This is a genomic window from Streptomyces violaceoruber (genome assembly GCF_033406955.1).
In the GTDB taxonomy this organism is placed as follows: Bacteria; Actinomycetota; Actinomycetes; order Streptomycetales; family Streptomycetaceae; genus Streptomyces; species Streptomyces violaceoruber.
In genome coordinates this window covers 7,606,024-7,625,234 of sequence record NZ_CP137734.1, presented here as the reverse complement: position 1 = coordinate 7,625,234, position 19,211 = coordinate 7,606,024, and the positions used below count along the sequence as shown (strand labels likewise).

At 71.6% G+C, this 19,211-nt stretch carries 17 protein-coding genes; 3 read left to right on the top strand and 14 right to left on the bottom strand.

What is annotated here, in order from left to right; translation table 11 throughout:
• Positions 1–45 precede the first annotated feature (45 nt).
• The 11 genes from R2E43_RS34255 to R2E43_RS34205 form a co-directional block, all read right to left on the bottom strand.
• Positions 46–2,664, bottom strand: a complete 2,619-nt coding sequence (locus tag R2E43_RS34255; protein ID WP_136208840.1) for a PA14 domain-containing protein — start codon at positions 2,662–2,664, stop codon at positions 46–48.
• A gap of 199 nt (positions 2,665–2,863) precedes the next feature.
• A complete protein-coding gene (gene glgC / locus R2E43_RS34250; RefSeq protein WP_003977899.1) occupies positions 2,864–4,084 on the bottom strand; it encodes a glucose-1-phosphate adenylyltransferase in 1,221 nt (406 codons plus the stop codon).
• A gap of 49 nt (positions 4,085–4,133) precedes the next feature.
• Positions 4,134–5,297 carry a glycogen synthase gene (gene glgA, locus R2E43_RS34245; RefSeq protein ID WP_332056925.1) on the bottom strand — a complete coding sequence of 388 codons (1,164 nt, stop codon included), beginning with the start codon at positions 5,295–5,297 and terminating at the stop codon, positions 4,134–4,136.
• 37 nt (positions 5,298–5,334) lie between these two features.
• The gene (locus R2E43_RS34240) at positions 5,335–6,255 is read right to left on the bottom strand and encodes a (2Fe-2S)-binding protein (RefSeq protein ID WP_191848838.1); all 921 of its coding nucleotides are present in this window, start codon (positions 6,253–6,255) and stop codon (positions 5,335–5,337) included.
• Positions 6,256–6,579: 324 nt separating this feature from the next.
• Positions 6,580–7,035 (bottom strand): hypothetical protein, encoded by a 456-nt coding sequence (locus tag R2E43_RS34235; RefSeq protein WP_332056924.1) that lies wholly within the window; start codon positions 7,033–7,035, stop codon positions 6,580–6,582.
• A 40-nt stretch (positions 7,036–7,075) separates the two neighbouring features.
• A complete protein-coding gene (locus R2E43_RS34230; protein ID WP_332057144.1) occupies positions 7,076–7,735 on the bottom strand; it encodes an NADPH-dependent F420 reductase in 660 nt (219 codons plus the stop codon).
• A 105-nt stretch (positions 7,736–7,840) separates the two neighbouring features.
• Entirely contained in the window at positions 7,841–8,800 is a 960-nt protein-coding gene (locus R2E43_RS34225) for an SDR family oxidoreductase (RefSeq protein ID WP_332056923.1), read from the bottom strand.
• A 67-nt stretch (positions 8,801–8,867) separates the two neighbouring features.
• Positions 8,868–9,491 (bottom strand): NADPH-dependent F420 reductase, encoded by a 624-nt coding sequence (locus R2E43_RS34220; RefSeq protein ID WP_332056922.1) that lies wholly within the window; start codon positions 9,489–9,491, stop codon positions 8,868–8,870.
• A gap of 100 nt (positions 9,492–9,591) precedes the next feature.
• Positions 9,592–10,065: an LLM class flavin-dependent oxidoreductase gene (locus R2E43_RS34215; RefSeq protein WP_408649131.1), complete on the bottom strand. Its 474-nt coding sequence runs from the start codon at positions 10,063–10,065 to the stop codon at positions 9,592–9,594.
• A 148-nt stretch (positions 10,066–10,213) separates the two neighbouring features.
• Positions 10,214–10,837, bottom strand: coding sequence for an NADPH-dependent F420 reductase (locus R2E43_RS34210; RefSeq protein WP_003977891.1), 624 nt, complete (start codon positions 10,835–10,837; stop codon positions 10,214–10,216).
• A 69-nt stretch (positions 10,838–10,906) separates the two neighbouring features.
• Complete coding sequence (locus R2E43_RS34205) at positions 10,907–11,641, bottom strand: SDR family NAD(P)-dependent oxidoreductase (RefSeq protein ID WP_003977890.1); 735 nt, start codon at positions 11,639–11,641, stop codon at positions 10,907–10,909.
• A gap of 239 nt (positions 11,642–11,880) precedes the next feature.
• On the opposite strand from R2E43_RS34205, the gene R2E43_RS34200 reads away from it, so the two are divergent.
• Positions 11,881–12,792: a LysR family transcriptional regulator gene (locus tag R2E43_RS34200; protein ID WP_011027480.1), complete on the top strand. Its 912-nt coding sequence runs from the start codon at positions 11,881–11,883 to the stop codon at positions 12,790–12,792.
• A gap of 543 nt (positions 12,793–13,335) precedes the next feature.
• Positions 13,336–14,628 carry a DMT family transporter gene (locus tag R2E43_RS34190; RefSeq protein WP_332056920.1) on the top strand — a complete coding sequence of 431 codons (1,293 nt, stop codon included), beginning with the start codon at positions 13,336–13,338 and terminating at the stop codon, positions 14,626–14,628.
• On the opposite strand, the gene rpfD is transcribed toward R2E43_RS34190, so the two are convergent.
• Positions 14,618–15,937 carry a resuscitation-promoting factor protein RpfD gene (gene rpfD, locus R2E43_RS34185; protein WP_106518288.1) on the bottom strand — a complete coding sequence of 440 codons (1,320 nt, stop codon included), beginning with the start codon at positions 15,935–15,937 and terminating at the stop codon, positions 14,618–14,620. The two genes, R2E43_RS34190 and rpfD, sit on opposite strands and share 11 nt — an antisense overlap.
• Before the next feature lie 316 nt (positions 15,938–16,253).
• On the opposite strand from rpfD, the gene gndA reads away from it, so the two are divergent.
• The gene (gndA, locus tag R2E43_RS34180; protein ID WP_003977885.1) at positions 16,254–17,693 is read left to right on the top strand and encodes an NADP-dependent phosphogluconate dehydrogenase; all 1,440 of its coding nucleotides are present in this window, start codon (positions 16,254–16,256) and stop codon (positions 17,691–17,693) included.
• A gap of 440 nt (positions 17,694–18,133) precedes the next feature.
• Here the strand turns inward: gndA and R2E43_RS34175 are convergent, their stop codons facing one another.
• Together R2E43_RS34175 and R2E43_RS34170 are read right to left on the bottom strand one after the other, a co-directional pair.
• Complete coding sequence (locus R2E43_RS34175) at positions 18,134–18,820, bottom strand: aspartate/glutamate racemase family protein (RefSeq protein ID WP_332056919.1); 687 nt, start codon at positions 18,818–18,820, stop codon at positions 18,134–18,136.
• A 35-nt stretch (positions 18,821–18,855) separates the two neighbouring features.
• Complete coding sequence (locus tag R2E43_RS34170) at positions 18,856–19,200, bottom strand: GNAT family N-acetyltransferase (protein WP_198652981.1); 345 nt, start codon at positions 19,198–19,200, stop codon at positions 18,856–18,858.
• Positions 19,201–19,211 lie beyond the last annotated feature (11 nt).

Here is a 19,211-nt window from a genome sequence, read left to right as displayed (position 1 = left end):
CGGAAGGTCTGCTGTGTCGTGCGGTCGTTCCTTGGGTGAGGGTGATCAGGCGGTGCAGCCCGCCGGGGTGGGCTGGGACGCGTCGTGGATGAGGGCCTCCTGGGCGGCCTTCACCCGTTCGACGTCCGGCTTGAGCACCTTGCGGTCGTACGTCGTCAGGCCGTTCAGCTCGCCTTCGACGTCCGAGATCTGGGTGTAGACGGCGCCGTTGCTGCCCCGGCAGACCAGGGCGCGCACCTCGTCGAGCTTGGTGAGGTAGTCGTCCGTGTACGTCTGCGGGTCGACGTCGACGTACGACTGCTGCACGGACCAGGCGTGTCCGGGCACCGCGAGGCCGAGACCGCCGTACTCGCCGGTGACCAGGGCGCGTTCGCCGTCCGGGGAGGGCGGCAGGGCGGGGCTCGGGTAGCCGTGCTCGTCCATGATGTCGCCGGCGCCGCCGTCGGCCCCGAGGTTCAGGCCCGACTGGTTGTTGACGAGCCGGGTCGGGTCCCAGGCCTTGGCCTGCGCGGCGACGCGGCCGATGTCGTACTGGCCCCAGCCCTCGTTGAAGGTGACCCACATGATGATCGACGGGTGGCTGACGTGTTCGTCGATCATCTCCTTCATCTCCCGCTCGTACTCGGCGCGGGCGGCGGTGGACGGGTTCTTCCCGGCGGTCATCGCGGGCATGTCCTGCCACACCATCAGGCCCAGCCTGTCGGCCCAGTAGAACCAGCGGTCGGGCTCGACCTTGATGTGCTTGCGCACCGAGTTGAAGCCGAGCTGCTTGTGCAGCCTGAGGTCGTACGCGAGGGCCTCGTCGGTGGGCGCGGTGTGCAGTCCGTCCGGCCAGAAGCCCTGGTCGAGGGTGGCCATCAGGAAGGTCGGTTTCCCGTTGAGCATGGTGCGCGGGACGCCGTCGACCTTCTCGACGGCGATGGAGCGCATCCCGAAGTAGCTCTCGACCCGGTCGTGTCCCACGGTGACCTTCAGGTCGTACAGGAACGGGTCGTCGGGCGACCACAGGCGCGGGTCGCGGATCTTCAGGGTCAGCGGCTCACCGGTGCGGCCGCTGACCGTGGCGACCTTGCGGTGCCCGGCGTACGCCGTGGCCCTGACGCGCACGCCGTCGCGCACGCCCTTCGGCTCGACGGTGAGGGTGCTCGCCGCCCCGTCGACGTGCGGGGTGAGCTTCAGGGAGTCCACGTGGTCCCGGGCGACCGGCTCCATCCAGACGGTCTGCCAGATGCCGGAACTGGGCGTGTACCAGATGCCGCTCGGATCCAGGCGCTGCTTGCCGAGCGGCGGGTTCTCGCCGTTCGCCGCGTCGGTCGGGTCGTAGACGCCGACGATCAGCTCCTGGGTGCGGCCGGGCTTGAGGGCGTCGGTGACGTCGGCGCTGAACTTGTCGTAACCGCCCTTGTGGTCGGCGACCTTGGTGCCGTTGACGTACACCTCGGACTGCCAGTCGACGGCGCCGAAGTTCAGCTTCAGCCGCTGGGCGGAGCCGATGTGCCAGTCGCGGGGCACGGTGAAGGTGCGGCGGTACCACATACGGTCCTCGTGCCGCTGGACGCCGGAGAGCTGGGACTCCACCGGGTACGGGACGAGGATGCGCTCCTTCAGGTTCTTGCCGACCGGCGGCTGCTCGCCCGCCTCGGCGGCGGCGAACTGCCAGCGGCCGTTGAGGTTCTGCCAGTCGTCGCGGGTCAGCTGCGGGCGCGGGTACTCCGGGAGGGCGTTGTCCGGCCCGACCTCGTCGGCCCAGTCGGTGCGCAGCTCGTAGGTGGACTCGTTGCCGCCGCTGCTCCAGAAGGCGTTGACAACGTTGCCTTCGGTGTCGGTGAGGCCGCCTTCGCCGTCGTAGCGGACGTCGGCGGTGCCGGGCGCGTCGCCGTCCTTGTTGCCGACGACGGGCTGGTCGAGGGTGACGAGCAGGGCACTCGGGTCGGCGGGGTCCGGCTTGGTCTCGCCGAGCGGCCACGTGGCGCCGCCGATCACCGCTTCGAGGTGGTCGGTGAGACCGGCCGGGGGTGCGGCCAGCGGGCTCGCGAAGTCGAGCTTGAGGGTGCGGCCGGTGGACTGGACGGTGGTCGCCGTCGCACCGTTGTAGTCGAAGCCGTCGGGCAGGCGGAACGCCGACTGCGGGATCGCCTCCTTGCTGCCGCCGGGCTCGGTCCAGCGCAGGTGGAGGTTGGAGCCGCCGTAGTGCTCGAAGTACTCCAGCTTGATGTCGTAGGACTGGCCGGCCGTCAGCTCGATGGGCTGGGCGGTCTGTTCGCGGTCCCAGTCGTCGACCCAGTGGTCGATGGCGAGCTGCCCGCCGACCCAGAGGCGGAAGCCGTTGTCGCCGATGATCGAGAAGGTGTGGGCGCCGGTCTCCTCCGGGACGAGCTTGCCGGTCCAGCGGACGCTCACGTCGTCCGACTGCCCGGTGGCGAAGGCGAGTCGCGGTTCGAGGCTGTTGAAGTCGACCTGCGGGTCGAATCCGGTGGCCTTGAGCTCGTGGAAGTCGAAGGCGCCGGGGGCGGACTGGGTGTAGTACTCGCCCTTCAGGCCGTGGATCTCCGCGGCGTCGTCGGTATCGGCCGCATTGGCGGCCGGCACGGCGGCGAGTCCCGCGACGCCGAGCGCGGCGGCCAGCAACAGGGCGAGTCTGTCTCTGAGTCGTTTGGTGCGCACTGACCCTCTCCTCGAGAACGGGTGGTGGCTGATGGCTCAGGACATCGATGTCATACATCGATGTAACGGCAGCGGTGCAGAGGCATGACAACACGGATTCCGCTTGGCGTCCAGGGACATGACAACGGCCCCGGGCTCAACGCGCGTATCACGGGTGTCGCACGCTCCCGGGGCCGCCGTCCGCGCGGTCGTCCGCGCCTCACGGCACCCGCTGTCCCTTGCCCAGCGCGATCACGCCGCCCTTGGAGACGGTGTACAACTCGCCGTCCCGCTGCGGGTTGACGCCGATCGTCGCGCCCGGCGGCACCTGCACGTTCTTGTCCAGCACCGCCCCGCGCACCACCGCACCCCGGCCGATGTGCACGTTGTCGTGCAGCACCGAGCCCTGCACGACCGCGCCGGGGTCGACCACCACCCCCGGGGAGAGCACGGACCGGGTGACCTGTCCGCGGATCAGGCAGCCGGCGCTGATGATCGACTCGCTGGCGATGCCCCCGGCGTTGAAGCGGGCCGGCGAGAGCTGGGTGGAGTGGGTGTAGACCGGCCAGTCCCGGTTGTAGAGGTTGAACGCGGGCCGCTCGGCGATCAGGTCCATGTGGGCGTCGTAGTAGGCGTCCAGCGTGCCCACGTCCCGCCAGTACCCCTGGTCGCGGGTGGTCTCCCCGGGGACGTGGTTGGCGCTGAAGTCGTACAGCGCGGCCTCGCCCCGGTCGGTGAGCTGGGGCAGGATCGAACCGCCCATGTCGTGCACGGAGTCCGGGTCCTCGGCGTCCCGGTGCAGGGCCTCGACGAGTGCCTTGGTGGTGAAGACGTAGTTGCCCATCGAGGCGAAGACGCACCCGGGGTCGTCGGCGAGGCCGGGAGGGTCGGCGGGCTTCTCCAGGAAGCCGGTGACGGTCTGCCCGTCCGAGCCCGGCGTGATCACGCCGAAGGACGGCGACTCGGCGCGCGGGACCCGTATCCCGGCGACGGTGACGCCCGCGCCGGAGTCGATGTGCTGGGCGAGCATCTGGCGCGGGTCCATCCGGTACACGTGGTCGGCGCCGAACACTGCCACGTACTCGGGCTGTTCGTCGTGCACCAGGTTCAGGGACTGCAGGATGGCGTCGGCGCTGCCGAGGAACCAGCGGGGGCCGAGGCGCTGCTGGGCGGGGACCGGAGTGACGTAGTTGCCGAGCAGGCTGGACATCCGCCAGGTGGTGGTGATGTGCCGGTCCAGGGAGTGCGACTTGTACTGGGTGAGCACGCAGATCCGCAGGATGTCGCCGTTGACCAGGTTGGACAGGACGAAGTCGACGAGCCGGTAGGTGCCGCCGAAGGTGACCGCGGGTTTGGCGCGGTCCGCGGTCAGGGGCATCAGGCGTTTGCCCTCTCCGCCCGCCAGCACGATGCCGAGCACCGAAGGACCTCCACGACGCATGGCCGCTCCCCTCACCCTCGTTCACCCCGGCTGCCCCGGGCGGGGCGGCCTAAGCCTGCTTGAGGATCTCCTCGTACAGCCGGACCGTGCGGCGCGCGACCGCGTCCCAGCCGAACTCCTCCACCGCGCGCGCCCGTCCGGCCTCGCCCATCCGGCGGGCGCCCGCCGGATCGCCGAGGACGGAGTCCAGGGCGCGCGCGAGGCCCGCTTCGAAGGCGTCGTCCGCACCGTCCTCCCTCGGGACGAGTACCCCCGTCACGCCGTCGGTCACGACCTCGGGGATGCCGCCCACCCGGGAGGCCACCACCGGGGTGCCGCAGGCCATCGCCTCCAGGTTGACGATGCCGAGGGGCTCGTAGACGGAGGGGCAGACGAAGACGGCGGCGTGCGTCAGGAGCTGGATCACTTCCGTGCGCGGCAGCATGCGCGGGATCCAGTGCACGCCCTCGCGGGCGCGGCTCAGCCCGGCGAAGAGGTCCCGGAACTCCTGGTCGATCTCGGGGGTGTCCGGGGCACCCGCGCACAGCACGACCTGCGCGGCGGGGTCGATGTCCCGGACCGCGCGCAGCAGCTGCGGCACGCCCTTCTGACGGGTGATGCGGCCGACGAACAGGACGTACGGGCGGGAGCGGTCCAGGCCGACGCTGTCCAGCACGTCGGTGCCGTGATCGGGCCGGTAGAGCCGGGTGTCGATGCCGTTGTGCACGACGTGGACCCGGGAGGCGTCGAGGTCCGGGTAGCAGCCGAGGATGTCCTCGCGCATGGCTCCGGAGACGGCGATCACCGCGTCGGCCGCCTCGAACGCGGTGCGCTCGGCCCAGCCGGACAGCGCGTAGCCCCCGCCGAGCTGCTCCGCCTTCCAGGGGCGCGGGGGCTCCAGGGAGTGGGCGGTCACCACGTGCGGGACGCCGTGCAGGAGCTTGGCGAGGTGGCCGCCGAGGTTGGCGTACCAGGTGTGGGAGTGCACCAGTTCGCGCCCTTCGAGGGCGGCGGTCATGGCGAGGTCCACGGAGAAGGTGCGCAGCGCGTCGTTGGCGCCGTCGAGCGCGGACCAGGGGCGGTGGCGCAGCACGCCGTCGGTGCGGCCCTCGCCCCAGCTGTGCACGTCCAGGTCGACGAGGCGGGCGAGCTCCCGGGCGAGGAACTCGACATGGACCCCCGCGCCGCCGTAGACGTCCGGCGGGAACTCTCGGCTCAGCAGTCCCACGCGCACCCGGAACCTCCCGTCTCGGCGGCTGGTTCCCTCATGGTCACCCAGAGCGGGCGCCTGGGGAAGACCGCGGAGGACGCGGAGGGGGCGGGGAGCCGCCGGGCTCCGGCGGGCGCGGGAGGCTGCCCGGCTCCGGCGGGCCCGGGAGGCTGCCCGGCTCCGGCGGGCGCGGGAGGCTGCCCGGCTCCGGCGGGCGCGGCGAACGGGTGGGCTCCGGCGGAGTCGGGAAGCAGCAGTCGCCGCAGACGCCCCCGCCCGGCACTCGGTAGTACAGGCAACAGCTGCGGCGCCGGAAGGACGTGCCGGTGAGGGTCCCGGTGCCGGCGAGCAGGGGGTGGGCCAGCAGGCCGGCGGTGAGCGACCGGGCGCGGGCAGCGGTGTCGGTACGGCCGTGTCGGCGGGCCCAGCGGTCCAGTTCCCGGCCGGCGCCGGCCAGGGCGGAGGCCGCGTTGCCGCGCAGCAGTCCCCTCGCGACGCCGTAGCGGGTGTGCACTGCCTCGGCGAGGGGAGCCAGGTGGGTGGTGAGGACGACGTCCGCGACGGTGCCGCCGTCCCCCGGCCGGGCCCGCACCTCGGTGAGCCACAGGTCGTCTGGGGCGGTGGCCTCGGGATCCCAGTGCAGCAGGCGGGGGTCGAGGTCCGGGACACGTCCGTACAGGACGGCGCAGGCCAGGGTCACCGACCACAGGCGGGCCGCGAGTCCCTGCTGGGCCACGGAGGCGGCGACCCGGGTCTCGGCGGCGCCGAGCGCGCCGGCGACCTTGCGGACCCGGTGGCCCAGCGGATCGGCGCGGTGACCCGGAACGTCGACGTCCGCCGTCGCGTTCACGTGTCCGGGCGCGTAGGCGTGTGCGAGGGGCGCGGCCGCGGCGGTCCGCCCCGACGGCAACGGACGCGAGGCGTGCACGACGAAGAAGCCGCCGAGCGGGCGGAGGGCGGAGAGGGCGGGGTCGAGGTCCACGGAGAGCAGTAGTATCAGTGCCCCCAAAAGTTCCAGGCCAGGCCGTCGGACGTGGCGGCGTCTGCCGACCTGGCATGCGACGTCGGGACACGGCGAGTGGGATGCCCTGTCCGTCGACGACGAGGTGGTGCTTGCCGCTCGGCCGGGCGGTCGCCCCTGGTTGGCCGCGCTTTCGGGCCCCGTCGGGCGGCCCGCACGAGCGAGGAGTCGATCACCGCCCGTTCCCAGTCCGGCTGGTTCTTCGACCGCGGCCCGTTCAGCAGCCCCGGACCGTCTTCGGCTTCGGCTTCGGCTTCGGCTTCGGCTTCGGCAGCAACGGCACGGTCAGTCGGCGAGCAGTCCGGACTGTCCGGACTCTTCGTGGGCGGCGAAGTGCCCGCCGCGAGGCATCGACGCGTACCGGGTGATGTTGTAGGTGCGTCCGGCCCAGGAACGCGGGGGCTGGGTGAGATCGCCGGGGAAGACGGCGACGGCGGTGGGTACTTCGACCCTTTCGACGCGCCGGGTCAGGGCCGGGCGTGGTGGCGAGAACGCGTAGCGGGGCAGCGAGGGGACGACGACCGTGAACGCGTCGGACGCGTCGCCGCCGTGCTTCGACGGCTCCGCGAGACGCCGGGCGAGGTCGATGAGCTTCAGGAAGGTGCTGGGCCGGCCGTGGGTCGGGACGATCGGCAGGGCGCCCGCCTCCCAGCCACCGACGGGCCACCTGGTGGGCCACCTGGTGGGCCACCTGGTGGGCCACCTGGTGGCGCGTAGCCGCGCGCGGGTCCGGCGCAGCATGATCGCGACTGGCCGTACTGCGGCCCGCGCCGAGTTGCGACTATCGCGTTGCGGTGGCCAGTGCCGCGCGGATGGCGCCCGGGCCGGTCGGCCGGCCCATCTCGTTCGAGGGCGGCCCGTACGGCGTTCCCCACACCGGTGTGCCCGTCGCCTGCCGCCAGCTGTCGGCCAGGAGCCCCGCGTCCACCACGCCGTACCCGATGGAATCGATGAACTCGGTGGCTGCCGCCTTCGCCGGCGCCAGGTCCCCGGCGATCGGCAGGTAGGAGCGGTCGGTCGCCCCCGCCGGGCGGGCGAGCGACAGCAGGTGCTTGAAGTAGATGTTGTTGAAAGCTTTCACGAGCATGGCGTCCGGGAGGTATCGCAGCAGCAGCTCGCTCGAGGTGAGCGACGTGCCGTCGAGCTCGGGGATGGGCCCGTCACGCTCGGGGCCGTAGTTGCACGTGTCGATGACCGTCTTCCCGGCGAGCGGTGCGGCGGGCAGGTCGGGGAAGGCCGTGACCGGCACCGTGACCACGACGATGTCACCAGCCGCCGCGGCCTCCTCGCTCGTCGCCGCCGACGCCCGCGGTCCCAGTTCCGCGACCGTGTCCGCGAGCGACCCGGGACCGCGCGAGTTGCTGAGCACGACCTGGTGTCCGGCCGCGACAGCGAGCCGCGCGATCGTGCCGCCGATGGACCCGCTTCCGATGAATCCCACAGTTGTCATGTTCTCGAACGTCCCTCCATAGGAGCCTTGTCCTCACGCTTGTCCTCACGACGAGCGGGACTCGTTGCATCGAGGTCCCTGCCCCTGGACGTGCCCTCAGATTGCGGGGACGTCGGTTGACGGGAAGTAGTGGCCGTTGTCCAGGTCGGCGAGGAGGCCGGGCCGGGCGGGTTCCCACCCGAGGGTCTTGCGGGTGATGAGGTTGGACGTCGGGTAGCTCCGCGTGACGATGTTGGTGAGGAACCCGAAGTGTCCCGGCAGCATCAGTTCGTCCAGCGGCACGCTCACTGCGGGCAGGCCCAGGCGGTTGCCGATGGCCTCGGTGATCTCGCGGACCGGGACACCCCCGTCCTCGACCGCGTGCCAGTAGCTGCCGGCCGGGCCCTTCTCCAGCGCCAGGCGGAACAGGGAAGCGGCGTCGCGGATGTGTACGGCGTTCCACAGGTTCGAGCCGTCCCCGGGGTACCCGGCGAAGCCTCTCTCCTTCGCCAGGGCGATCAGGGTGGGGAGGAAGCCGGCACGATCGGCCGTGCTGTGCGCGATGTTGGCGATCCGAACGACGGAAGAGCGGACTCCCCGCTCGGCGAGGCCGATGACCGTGGCCTCCACGACGTTACGGGCCCGGAGGGTGCCCTTGTGCTCATCGCCGACGGGGAGGGCAGGGTCCTCCTCGGTGGAGGGCCGGCCCAGATCCCGCGCGGTCCCGGGCGAGCCGATGCTCCCTGCCGCGACCAGCGGCTTTCCGGTTCCCGCAAGTGCCTCGCCGTAGGCGCGCACGATCGGGAGCTCGGCGGCGGCCGCGGCGTCGATCCCGCCGGACGGAAGCAGGTCCTGCCTGTGCGCGACGTGGATGACGCCGTCGGAGTCCGCGGCGGCCTCCTTGAGCCCGTCGAGGTCCTGGAGGTCGCCGCGGTGGACCTTCGCACCGAGCGCGGACAGGGTCGCCTCGGCCGCGTCCGACCGGGCCAGACCGGTGACCTCGTGCCCTGCGGCGACGAGTTCGGAAATGATGTGCGAACCGGAGTGGCCGGTCCCGCCGGCGACGAAGACGTGCACGTTGCTCCTCCTGGTGAGTGATGTGGCGTGAGTGGTACGGCGGAAGAAATGGTGGTGTGGGGTGCGCTCAGCCGGGAAAGTCGACGCCGAGGGCGACGTCGAAGGTGCCCGCGCCGTTGCGGGCCAGGCCCATCAGCAGCGGCCCGACCCCTTCCAGCCAGCGAGCCATCTCCAGGCCGCCGACATCGAGCGGGCGCAGCCCGAGGCTCTCGATGAACACCGACACGTTCGCCTTGGCGCCCGCGTCGTCTCCGGCGAACAACACGTCCAACCGTCGCTCCTGGATCAGGACGTGGCCGAAGACGGTGTTGAACGCCTTCACGACGTGCGCACTCGCCGGGGCCGCCTTGGCGATCTCCTGCGCACCGGATGTGCCGTCGGGGGTGACGAGCCCGGTGGCGTCGGCGTTGAAGGTGTTGGAGATGTCGATGATGACCTTGCCGGCCAGGGCGTCTCCGTACCGGGCGACGACGGGCACAGCGCTGGTGTACGGCACGGCGAGGACGACGATGTCGCCCGCGGGGACCGTGCCGAACGTCCCCGCCGTGGCACCGCCGCCGAGTTCGGCGGCCAGGCTCTTCGCCTTGGCCGGGTCGCGGCCGATGAGCTCGACGGAGTGGCCGCCCGAGACCGCGCGTGCGGCGATGGCGTGGGCCATGTCCCCGAGGCCGATGAAGCTGATGCTACTCATGGTGAGCGCTCTCTTTCTTGGGTGATCGTTTCTTGGGTGGTCGCGTCTTGGGTGATCGCTTCTTGAGTGATCGCTTCTTGTGTGATCGTTCCTCGGGTGGTCACAACCGGCCGGTGCGCTCGATCACCCGGGCGGCGAAGTCGAGCAGTTGGTCCGCGACCGAATCGACGGACGTGCCCGGCTCGAGGTTGATCCGCATGGCCGTCCTGAGCGCGTCGGGATCACGGCCGGCGTCTTCCGCCGCTCGACGCGCGGTCGACCACAGGCGGCTTGCGCCCTCGTCCTGACTGCATCGCGTCCTCGCCGGCCCGGTGGCATGGTGAAGAACTGTCGAGCGTCTTGCCGCGCCGCCGCCAGTCCGCGTCGCGGACGACGTCGTACTCCTGCTTCGTCCACCCCAGCCCACACCGGCGCCGAGGCGGCCGTCGCTGAGCACGTCGAGCGTGGTCGGCTGCCGGGCCAGCTGCGGCGGCTCGTAGTGGAACGTGCTGAGCGTGCTGGTGTTCAGGCGCACCCGGCCGGTCGCCGCCGCGGCGACGGTCAACAGCAGCACGGGGTCGAAGGGGCGGGCCATCTGAGGGGCCGACCAGGGGGATCATGACACCGAACTGCATTGCGACGAGCCTCCTCGGGCGGCACTTCTTCGCCACTGTCCCTTTCCGACATCTGCGAGTCGTGGTCCGTCAACCCGTCAGAGGGCACCCGCTCCGTCCGCTGGCTGCTCAGCCGTTGACTTCGTTGACGCCGAGGGCGAAGTTTCCGTGGCCAACTCCGTTGCCCGCGAGGCCTACCGTGAGCACGCCCGCGCCTTCCAGCCAGTGCGCCATCTTCAGGCCGCCGACATGCATCGGGCGCAGTCCGAGGCTCTCGATGAATGCCGCCACGTCTGCTTGGGCCCGCGGGTCGTCGCCGGCGAAGAAGACGTCGGGCCGGCCGTTCTCCAGGACGCCGCGGAAGATGGTGTTGAAGGCCTTGAAGACCTTGGCGTCGGCCGGGGCGACCTTGGCGACCTCCTGCGCGATCGACGTCGGCTCGCTGTGGGCCAGGCCGTCGAACGCGGCGTTGAAGGGGTTGCTGATGTCGACGATGGTCTTGCCCGCGAGTGCGTCTCCGTACGCGGCGACGGTGGAGACGACACCGGCGTACAACACGGCCGTGATGACGATGTCCCCGGCCGGGACAGCCCCCCACGTGCCTGTCGTGGTACCGCTGCCCAGGGCCTTGGCCAGGGCGTCGGCCTTGGACTGATCGCGTGCCATGATCTCGACGGTGTTGCCGCCCGCTATCGCGCGCGTGCCGATCGTGCGGGCCATGTTCCCCGCACCGATGAAGGTGATGCTGCTCATGACCTGTGCCTCCTTCTGTTCTTGAGGCGCCTGTCGCTGAGACGCCGCTACGACTCGTTCGTGTGTGGTTCAGATGGCGGTCGTGCCACCGTCGGCGACCAGTTCCAGGCCGTTGACGTAGCTGGAGTCGTCGGAGGCGAGGAACAGGGCGATGCTGGCGATCTCTTCGGGACGGCCCATCGTTCCGCGGGGAATGAGGGACTCGAACGAAGCCCTGGTCGCCTCGTCGAACAGCTCTTCCTGCTTGGCGGTGGCGACCTGTCCGGGGGTCAGGACGTTGACCCGGATCTTGCGGTCGCGCAGCTCGTTGAGCCACACGCGGGCCCATGCCTGTTGGACGGCTTTGCTGCCCGCGTAGAGGCTCCAGCCGGGGAAGGCCCCGAGTGAGGCGTTGGAACCGGTCATGAGGATCGAGCCGTGGTCGTTGATCAGCGGCAGGGCCTTCTGCACGGTGAACAGGGTGCCGCGGGCGTTGAGCGAGAAGGAGCGTTCGAACTGTTCCTCGGTGATCTCGCCGAGGACGCCGGGTTCGCCGAAACCGGCGCTGGCCCACAGCACGTCGATGGAGCCCTTCTCCTGCTTGACGGTGTCGTACAGGCGCTCCAGGTCGTCCAGATCGGACGCGTCACCCTGGACGGCGGTGACGTTGCGGCCGATCAGCTTGACGGCCTCGTCCAGGGCTTCCTGCCGCCGGGCCTGGATGAAGACGTACGCTCCTTCCGCGACGAACAGCTTGGCCCCGGCCAGTGCCAGGCCGGTGGATCCACCGGTGATCACCGCTACCTTGCCATCGAGCTTTCCCACGGCCACTCCTTTGAATTAATAGATTTCCGAATGAGTTAATAGATTTCCGAAACGGGAACGAAAAGGGCCCAACTCCTGATGCGCTCATCCTGGTTCGAACCCTGCGGTCACATGCCGATCCGGAATTCCTGTACCGAGTTCTCCCGGCTCAATTGACGATGTCACCGGCCTGATCGTGTGTCCAAGACCTGTTTCAACCGTGGTGATACCTTTGAGGCATTGCCGGACCGGGAGGCCCCATGGATCTGGACCTGCGCAAGCTGCGCTACTTCGTCGCCGTCGCCGACCGGTTGCACTTCGGCCGCGCCGCCGATGCGCTGCATATCGCGCAACCGGCGCTCAGCCGACAGATCCGAGCGCTGGAACAGGATCTCGGCGCCTCGCTGTTCACCAGGGACAGTCACGGCGTCACGCTGACCGACGCGGGCCGGCAGTTGCTGGACGACGCGGGTCCGCTGCTCGCCTCCGCGCACGCGGTCCGGCGCCGAGTCTCGGTGGCAGAACGCGGCGGCCGGCGGCTGGTGGTCGGCTTCCGGGCAGGTATCCCGGTCATCCCGGCGACGCGGGTGTTCGAGGCGCAGCATCCGGACGTGGTCGTGGACGTGCAGCGCATGGAATGGGACGACCAGGCCTCGATGCTGCTCGACGGCCGCGTCGACGTCGCCTATGTACGGCTGCCCCTCGCGGAGACGGGCCTGCGCCTGGCTCCGCTCTACACCGAGCCACTCATGGTGGCGCTGCCCGCCGGTCACCGGCTGGCCGGGAAGGACGAGGTCACCGAGGCCGACCTGGCCGGTGAGCCGCTGATCTGGCATGCCGACGCGAGCAGGCAGCCCACCCGGCGCCCGCACCCGGACTCCGGACTCCGGGTGCGCGGCGTGGAGGAGAAGCTCGAGCACGTCGCGGCCGGCCGCGGCATCTCGTTCGTGGGGCGTTCGGAGGCCGTGTTCTTCTCACGTCCGGACATCAGCTACGTGCCCGTCCCGGACCTGGCGCCCGACCAGGTGTGTGTCGCCATGGCGGCATCGCGCACCTCGCCACTGGCCGACAGTTTCTTCGCCGCGGCTCAGACGACGGCTGAGATCACGGCCGAATGCGGGAACTACGAAATGTGGCGGCTTGCGAGCGACGCCGCTTCAAAGCGCGATTGAGCAGCCGGGCCGACAACAGCCGGGCCCACCTCCCGTACCCGCGTTGGTAATGCCGGACCACGTCCTCGTCGAAGATGGCCGACCGCGGCTACGACCACGACACGTACCGCCGCGTGCTCTGGCAGCGAGCCGTCCGCCCCGACATCGCGCGACGGCACGAGCCCCACGGCACCGGGCCGGGCCTCTTCCGCTACGTCGTCGAGCGCACCATCGCCTGGCTCCACGGCCTCCGCCGCCCGCGCATCCGCCGGAACGACGCGACGACATCCACGAAGCCTCCCTCCGACTCGCCGTCTGCGCGATCACTCACCGCCACGTCCAACGGCGTTGCCGGGAACTCCAAGAGGCCGGGCCAGGGGTCGGGGACCCAAGTCGCCCACCCTGGGGAGGACGGCGGCGCCGTCGTACTCCATCGGTAGTAGGACCCAAAGAATGCTCAGGGACGACGACGGGAAGACCCTGAGACGGCATCGTGTTGTCCATGGATGACGACCCTTCGCCGCGCCGGGCCCAGCGCCCCCGCCTCACGCAGAGGAGCAGCCGATGAGCGCCCTCGCGTTGTCCGTGCTGCTGTCACTCGTGTCCGCCGTGGCCTACGCGGGCGGCGCGATCGTGCAGGAGCAGGTCGCGTCGTCGTCCCCAGATGCCCAGTACGCTCCCTTGCGCCGGCCCGCCTGGTGGGCGGCGGTCTCGCTCAACGGCCTGGGCGGTCTGCTGCACGTGGTCGCCCTCGCGCTCGGTCCGCTGAGTCTGGTGCAGCCGCTGGGAGCGCTCACCATCGTCTTCGCGCTGCCCATGGCGGCGCTCTTCGTGGGCCGCAGGGCCGGGGCGACGGCCTGGCGGGGCGCGCTGATGGCCACGGTGGGTCTCGCCGGTCTGCTGTCCCTGGTCGGTGCCTCCGACGCGCAGTCACTGGGCACGGCGCAGCGGGTCGGGGCGGCGCTGGTCACCGGTGGCGCGATCGTCGCGCTGATGATCGCCGGCCGGGCCGCGCACCGGCACCCGGCGGTCCGCAGCATCCTGCTGGCGACCGCGTCCGGCATAGCGTTCGGAATGTCCTCGGTCTTCACCAAGACGGTCGCGGTCGACTGGAACGGCGGGGTGTCGGCCGGTGATCTGCCGTCGCTGGCCGTGATCGGCGTACTCGCCACGGCCGGCATGGTGCTGTCACAGGCCTCCTACCGGGGCGCCGGTCTCGCCGCCCCACTGGCCACGCTGACGGTCGTGAACCCGGTGGTGGCCGCCGTCGTCGGCATCACGATGTTCGGCGAGACGTTCCGTTACGGCACGACCGGCACCGTGCTCGCCCTGAGCTGCGGTGTGGTGGCCGCCGGTGGACTGATCATGCTGACGACGGAGCGCATCGCGCGGGAGGGCGCCGGTACCGAGGAGTCCACGGCCCTGGCCGAGGAGACGGTGGCCCTTGTGGGGGCCGGGGCGGCAGCGCTCGGGACCTCGGCACCCGGGCCGGCGCAGGCACCGACGACGGCGCCCGCGGCCGAGCTGGTGGCCGCAGGGCCGGTCGAGGGCGTCCCCGTCCGGGAGCAGGTGGTACCGGCGAGTGCGGTGGTACCGGCGAGTGCGGTGGCACCGGCCAGTGCGGTGGCACCGACGAGTGCGGTGGCACCGGTACCGCAGGTGGCCCGGCTGTCCGACAAGGTCTTCGTGCCGTCACCGGTGGCACCGCCGGTCCCGGACGCCGCCCCCGCCGAGGAGGCGTACGAAGCCCGGACGCCGGAGGAGGCCGACGACACGACGCTCTTCTACGGCCCCTTCTACGGCGGCCCGTTCGTCCCGTCCGTGCTCGGCCCCCAACGGGTCCGGATCAGATCCTGACGCCGCCGGCCCGCAGGTACGCCACCGGGTCGACGTCCGAACCGAAGCCGGGCCCCGTCCGCACCTCGAAGTGCAGATGCGGGCCCGTGACATTGCCCGTGGAGCCGGAGCGGCCGAGGCGCTGACCGACGCCCACCGACTGTCCGCTCTTCACGGAGATCGCCGAGAGGTGCGCGTACTGGGAGTAGCGGCCGTCCCCGTGCCGGACCACCACCTGGTAGCCGTACGAACCGCCCCACCCCGCGCTGACCACCCGGCCGTCCGCGACCGACTTGACGGAGGTGCCGGTGGGGACGGGGAAGTCGACGCCGGTGTGGTAGCCCTTGGACCAGGAGGAGCCCGCCTGGTGGTAGGGCGTACCGGTGGCGGCGTCGACGGGGGCCACGACGGCTCGGTGGGCGGTGGCCTTGCCGGCCGCCTTGGCCTTGCCGCTGTCGGAGGACGACTCCTTCGGCGCCTTCCGCTGCTCCTGTTGCTTCTGCTCCTGCCGCTTCTGTTCTTTCGGCTCTTGCTTCGGTTCTTGCTTCTGCTCTTGCTTCTGCTCTTTCCGGTGCTGCTTCTGCTGCTTGTCCTGCTGTTTCTGCCGCTGCTTGTCCCGTTGGGGCTGCTGCTCGTCCTGCCGTCTTCCCGCCTCGGCTCCGGGCGCCCGGGTGGTCCCCTGCCCGCGCAGCGACAGGCGCTGTCCGGGCAGGATCAGGTCGGGGTCGGAACCGATCGCGCTGCGGTTGGCCTCGTACAGCCGCTGCCAGCCGCCGCGTACCTCATGGGTGTCGGCGATGCCGGAGAGGGTGTCGCCGGTGACCACCGTGTACATCCTGGCCTTGCCCGCCCGGGACTGCGGGGTGGTCTGCGGCTGGACGTCCTTCACCGAGTCCGACGTCTTCTGCGCCGGCGCCGCGGACCCGGCCGGCCGGATGTCGGGCGGGTCGCCGCCCCGGGTCAGTCCGGCCCGCTCCGAGCACACCGGCCAGGCGCCGGGCCCCTGCGTGTCCAGCACCTTCTCGGCGACGGCGATCTGCTGCTCCCTGGTGGCCAGGTCGGCCCGCGGGGCGTACCGCGTGCCGCCGAAGGCCTCCCAGGTGGACTGCGTGAACTGCAGCCCGCCGTAGTAGCCGTTGCCGGTGTTGATGTCCCAGTCGTCGGTGGACTCGCAGGCGGCGACCTTGTCCCAGGTCGCCGCGTCGGCCGCGTGGGCCGTGCCGGTGCCGACGAGGGGGAGGGCCAGTCCCGCGCCCCCCGCGGTGACGGTCAGTGAGGCGCGGTTGATCCTGTTCGGCTGATACCGGCGGTGCCGGCCGCGTACGGCCATGGAGGTCCCCCTCGACATTGCGTCAGGAGGGGCAAAAGTAAGCGCCGCGAACAGGCCATGACAAGACGGCAACCGGCCGGTTGGTCACCCCGAGTGGCCGGGAAGGAGCGGCCGTTGGCCGGATGCGAGGTCGTCCCGCTGAGGCACTCGGCCCCTTCCGCCCGTACTGGGGTTCCGGGGGAGAACGGGAAGCAGAAAGTGCGACGTGCGTCCCGGCACGTCAGCATGGTCGAGCGGCGAAACCGGCGATACTGGCGGGCACCGGCACCACCTACACAGGGCACCACGGACACCAAGGTCACTAGGAGCCAACCCAATGAGCACTACAGCGCAGATCGGCGTCACGGGTCTCGCGGTCATGGGCCGCAACCTCGCCCGCAACTTCGCCCGCAACGGCTACACGGTCGCGGTGCACAACCGGACCGCGTCGCGCACGCACGCGCTGGTGGAGGAGTTCGGGAGCGAGGGCGATTTCGTCGCGACCGAGACCGCCAAGGAGTTCGTGGCCGCGCTGGAGCGCCCGCGACGCCTGGTGATCATGGTGAAGGCCGGTGACCCGACCGACGCGGTGATCCGGGAGTTCGCCCCGCTCCTCGAGCCCGGGGACATGATCATCGACGGGGGCAACGCGCACTTCGCGGACACCCGGCGCCGGGAGCGCGAACTGCGCGAGCAGGGCATCCATTTCGTGGGCACCGGCATCTCGGGCGGCGAGGAGGGCGCGCTGCACGGGCCCAGCATCATGCCGGGCGGCTCGAAGGAGTCGTACGAGTCTCTGGGCCCGATGCTGGAGAAGATCTCGGCGAAGGCCGCGGACGAGGCGCCCTGTGTGACGCACGTCGGTCCCGACGGCGCAGGTCACTTCGTCAAGATGGTGCACAACGGCATCGAGTACGCCGACATGCAGTTGATCGGCGAGGCGTACCAGCTGCTGCGCGACGTCGCCGGGTACTCCCCCGCGCAGATCGCGGAGATCTTCCGCACCTGGAACACCGGCCGCCTGGACTCGTACCTGATCGAGATCACGGCGGAGGTGCTGTCGCACGTGGACGGGGCGACGGGCAAGCCGTTCGTGGACGTGGTGGTCGACCAGGCGGAGCAGAAGGGCACCGGCCGCTGGACGGTGCAGATCGCGCTGGACCTGGGCGTGCCGGTGTCGGGCATCGCGGAGGCCGTCTTCGCGCGCTCCCTGTCGGGGCACGCGGCGCTGCGCGACGCCTCGCGCGGCCTGGCCGGCCCGCAGGCGTCCCCGCTCGGCGAGTCGGAGGCGGCCGCCTTCGCCGACCGCGTCGAGCAGGCGCTGTACGCCTCGAAGATCGTGTCGTACACGCAGGGCTTCCACGAGATCGCCGCGGGCAGCGAGGAGTACGACTGGGACATCGATCTCGGCGCCGTCTCGGCGATCTGGCGCGGCGGCTGCATCATCCGGGCGGCCTTCCTGGACCGCATCCGGGCCGCCTACGACGCCCGGCCGGACCTGCCGAGCCTGCTGTCGGACGAGACGTTCGCCCAGGAGATCGCCGCCGCGCAGGACGACTGGCGCGAGGTCCTGGTCGCCGCGACCCGGCAGGGCGTGCCGACGCCGGGCTTCGCCGCCGCCCTCGCCTACTACGACGCCCTGCGCGCCGAGCGGCTCCCCGCCGCGCTGACCCAGGGGCAGCGGGACTTCTTCGGGGCGCACACGTACCGCAGGACGGACCGGGACGGCGCCTTCCACACGCTGTGGGGCGGTGACCGGTCCGAGGTCACCGCGTAGCCCCGTTCCCTGCGCCCTTCCCCGGCGTGCGGCGCCCCTCGCTCAGGTGAGGGGCGGCCCGGGCTCGGGGTTGGGCACGGGCTCGGGCCCCGGTGGGATCGGGGACGGCGCGGGCCCGGGAGGAGCGGGCGGCGGCTGCGGGCCGGGGCCGGGGGGCGGAGGGGTCGGCTGCGGGCCGGGGCCCGGCGGCTGGGGCGTGGGTTGCGGGCCGGGACCCGGCGGCGGCGGCGGAGGGGTCGGCTCCGGGCCGGGGGCCGGTGGTGAGGCCGGGTCCGGCTGCGGATGCGGGGGCTCCGGGTCCGGACCGGGAGAGGGTCCTGGAGTGGGCCCGGGCGGGACGGGATCCGGATACGGGTTCGTCATGGCGCTGTCCTCCGGCCAGTCGGTCGACGTCGGCTCTGTGGACTTGTCCCCCGCCTACCCGACGGCCGCCTCCCCACTCACCCGCCGGTAGGAACCCCGGCGTCCGGGTGGCCCAGCGTGCTCGGCCGGTCCCCGCGTGCCGCCGCCGCCCCGGCGGCCAGCCCGGGCTCGGGACTGGCCAGCACGGGAACGCGGGCCGTCGTCGACTTCCTGGCGGGTGCCATGGACGCCTGGGCCAGGACGATCACGTCGGCGCCGGTCACGGCGTCGGCCGCCTCGGCAACCCGGCGCAGGTAGCCCTCGCCGTCACCGGCCTCGAACCGCGACCAGGCGCCCTCCACCAGCAGGGTCCGCACCTCCACGGGCCGGTCCGCGCGGCGCGCCTCCTCCGCGATCAGTGCCGCCGTCGGCGCGAGCGTGCTCTCCAGGGCGGCGAGGACGAGGACACGCGGACCGGCGGCCACCGCGGCGGCGGCCATGGGCCGGTCGACGCGCAGTACCGGCACGCCGGCCTCGGCGGCTGCCGCCTCGGCGACGCCCCCGATGGTCGAGCAGGTGCACAGTACGGCGCGCGCCCCTTCCGCCACCGCCCGCCTCAGCACGGCGGCGACGGCGTCGGCCACCGCCTCGGGCCCTTCGCGCCGCGCCCGCTCCAGCAGCCCGGCGTCGACGTGATGCCGCAGTTCAAGGCCCGGATGGCCCGCGTCACGCAGCGCGTCGAAAACCGCAACGTGAACGGCCGAGGTGTGCAAGAGCGCCAGCACGCCGTCCCCTCCGCTTCTCTTCGCCTCGTCCGCGATCAGAACAGCCCGGGATGCGCCACGAGCCACTCCTTCGCCGCGCGCAGCAGCTCCGGGTCGGCGGCGGGCGCCTCGTCCGGATGCCGCTCGGCCCACTTCACGACGTACGGGCACAGCGGGGCGACGGTGACGCCCTCCCGTCGTGCGATCCCGTACAGCTCACGCGCCAGGGAACCGGCGATGCCCTGGCCCTCGTGGGCCGGTTCGACGATCGTGTGGACGGGGACGAGGGCCCTCGCGGGAGCCTCCAGGACGAAGTACTCGATGCGCCCGACGACCTCTCCGGCCGCGACCCCCTCCAGCCGTCCCGCCGCCCGGTCGTCACGGATCTCGATGTCACTCACGGCCACACGCT

Excerpts from the sequence above, each read along its gene's own strand:
- gndA (WP_003977885.1), top strand. The coding sequence starts at position 16,254 with ATGAGCACTACAGCGCAGATCGGCGTCACGGGTCTCGCGGTCATGGGC.
- R2E43_RS34235 (WP_332056924.1), bottom strand. The coding sequence starts at position 7,035 with ATGCTGCGCCGGACCCGCGCGCGGCTACGCGCCACCAGGTGGCCCACC.
- glgC (WP_003977899.1), bottom strand. The coding sequence starts at position 4,084 with ATGCGTCGTGGAGGTCCTTCGGTGCTCGGCATCGTGCTGGCGGGCGGA.
- R2E43_RS34220 (WP_332056922.1), bottom strand. The coding sequence starts at position 9,491 with ATGAGTAGCATCAGCTTCATCGGCCTCGGGGACATGGCCCACGCCATC.
- R2E43_RS34215 (WP_408649131.1), bottom strand. The coding sequence starts at position 10,065 with ATGGCCCGCCCCTTCGACCCCGTGCTGCTGTTGACCGTCGCCGCGGCG.
- R2E43_RS34190 (WP_332056920.1), top strand. The coding sequence starts at position 13,336 with ATGAGCGCCCTCGCGTTGTCCGTGCTGCTGTCACTCGTGTCCGCCGTG.
- rpfD (WP_106518288.1), bottom strand. The coding sequence starts at position 15,937 with ATGGCCGTACGCGGCCGGCACCGCCGGTATCAGCCGAACAGGATCAAC.
- R2E43_RS34200 (WP_011027480.1), top strand. The coding sequence starts at position 11,881 with ATGGATCTGGACCTGCGCAAGCTGCGCTACTTCGTCGCCGTCGCCGAC.
- R2E43_RS34210 (WP_003977891.1), bottom strand. The coding sequence starts at position 10,837 with ATGAGCAGCATCACCTTCATCGGTGCGGGGAACATGGCCCGCACGATC.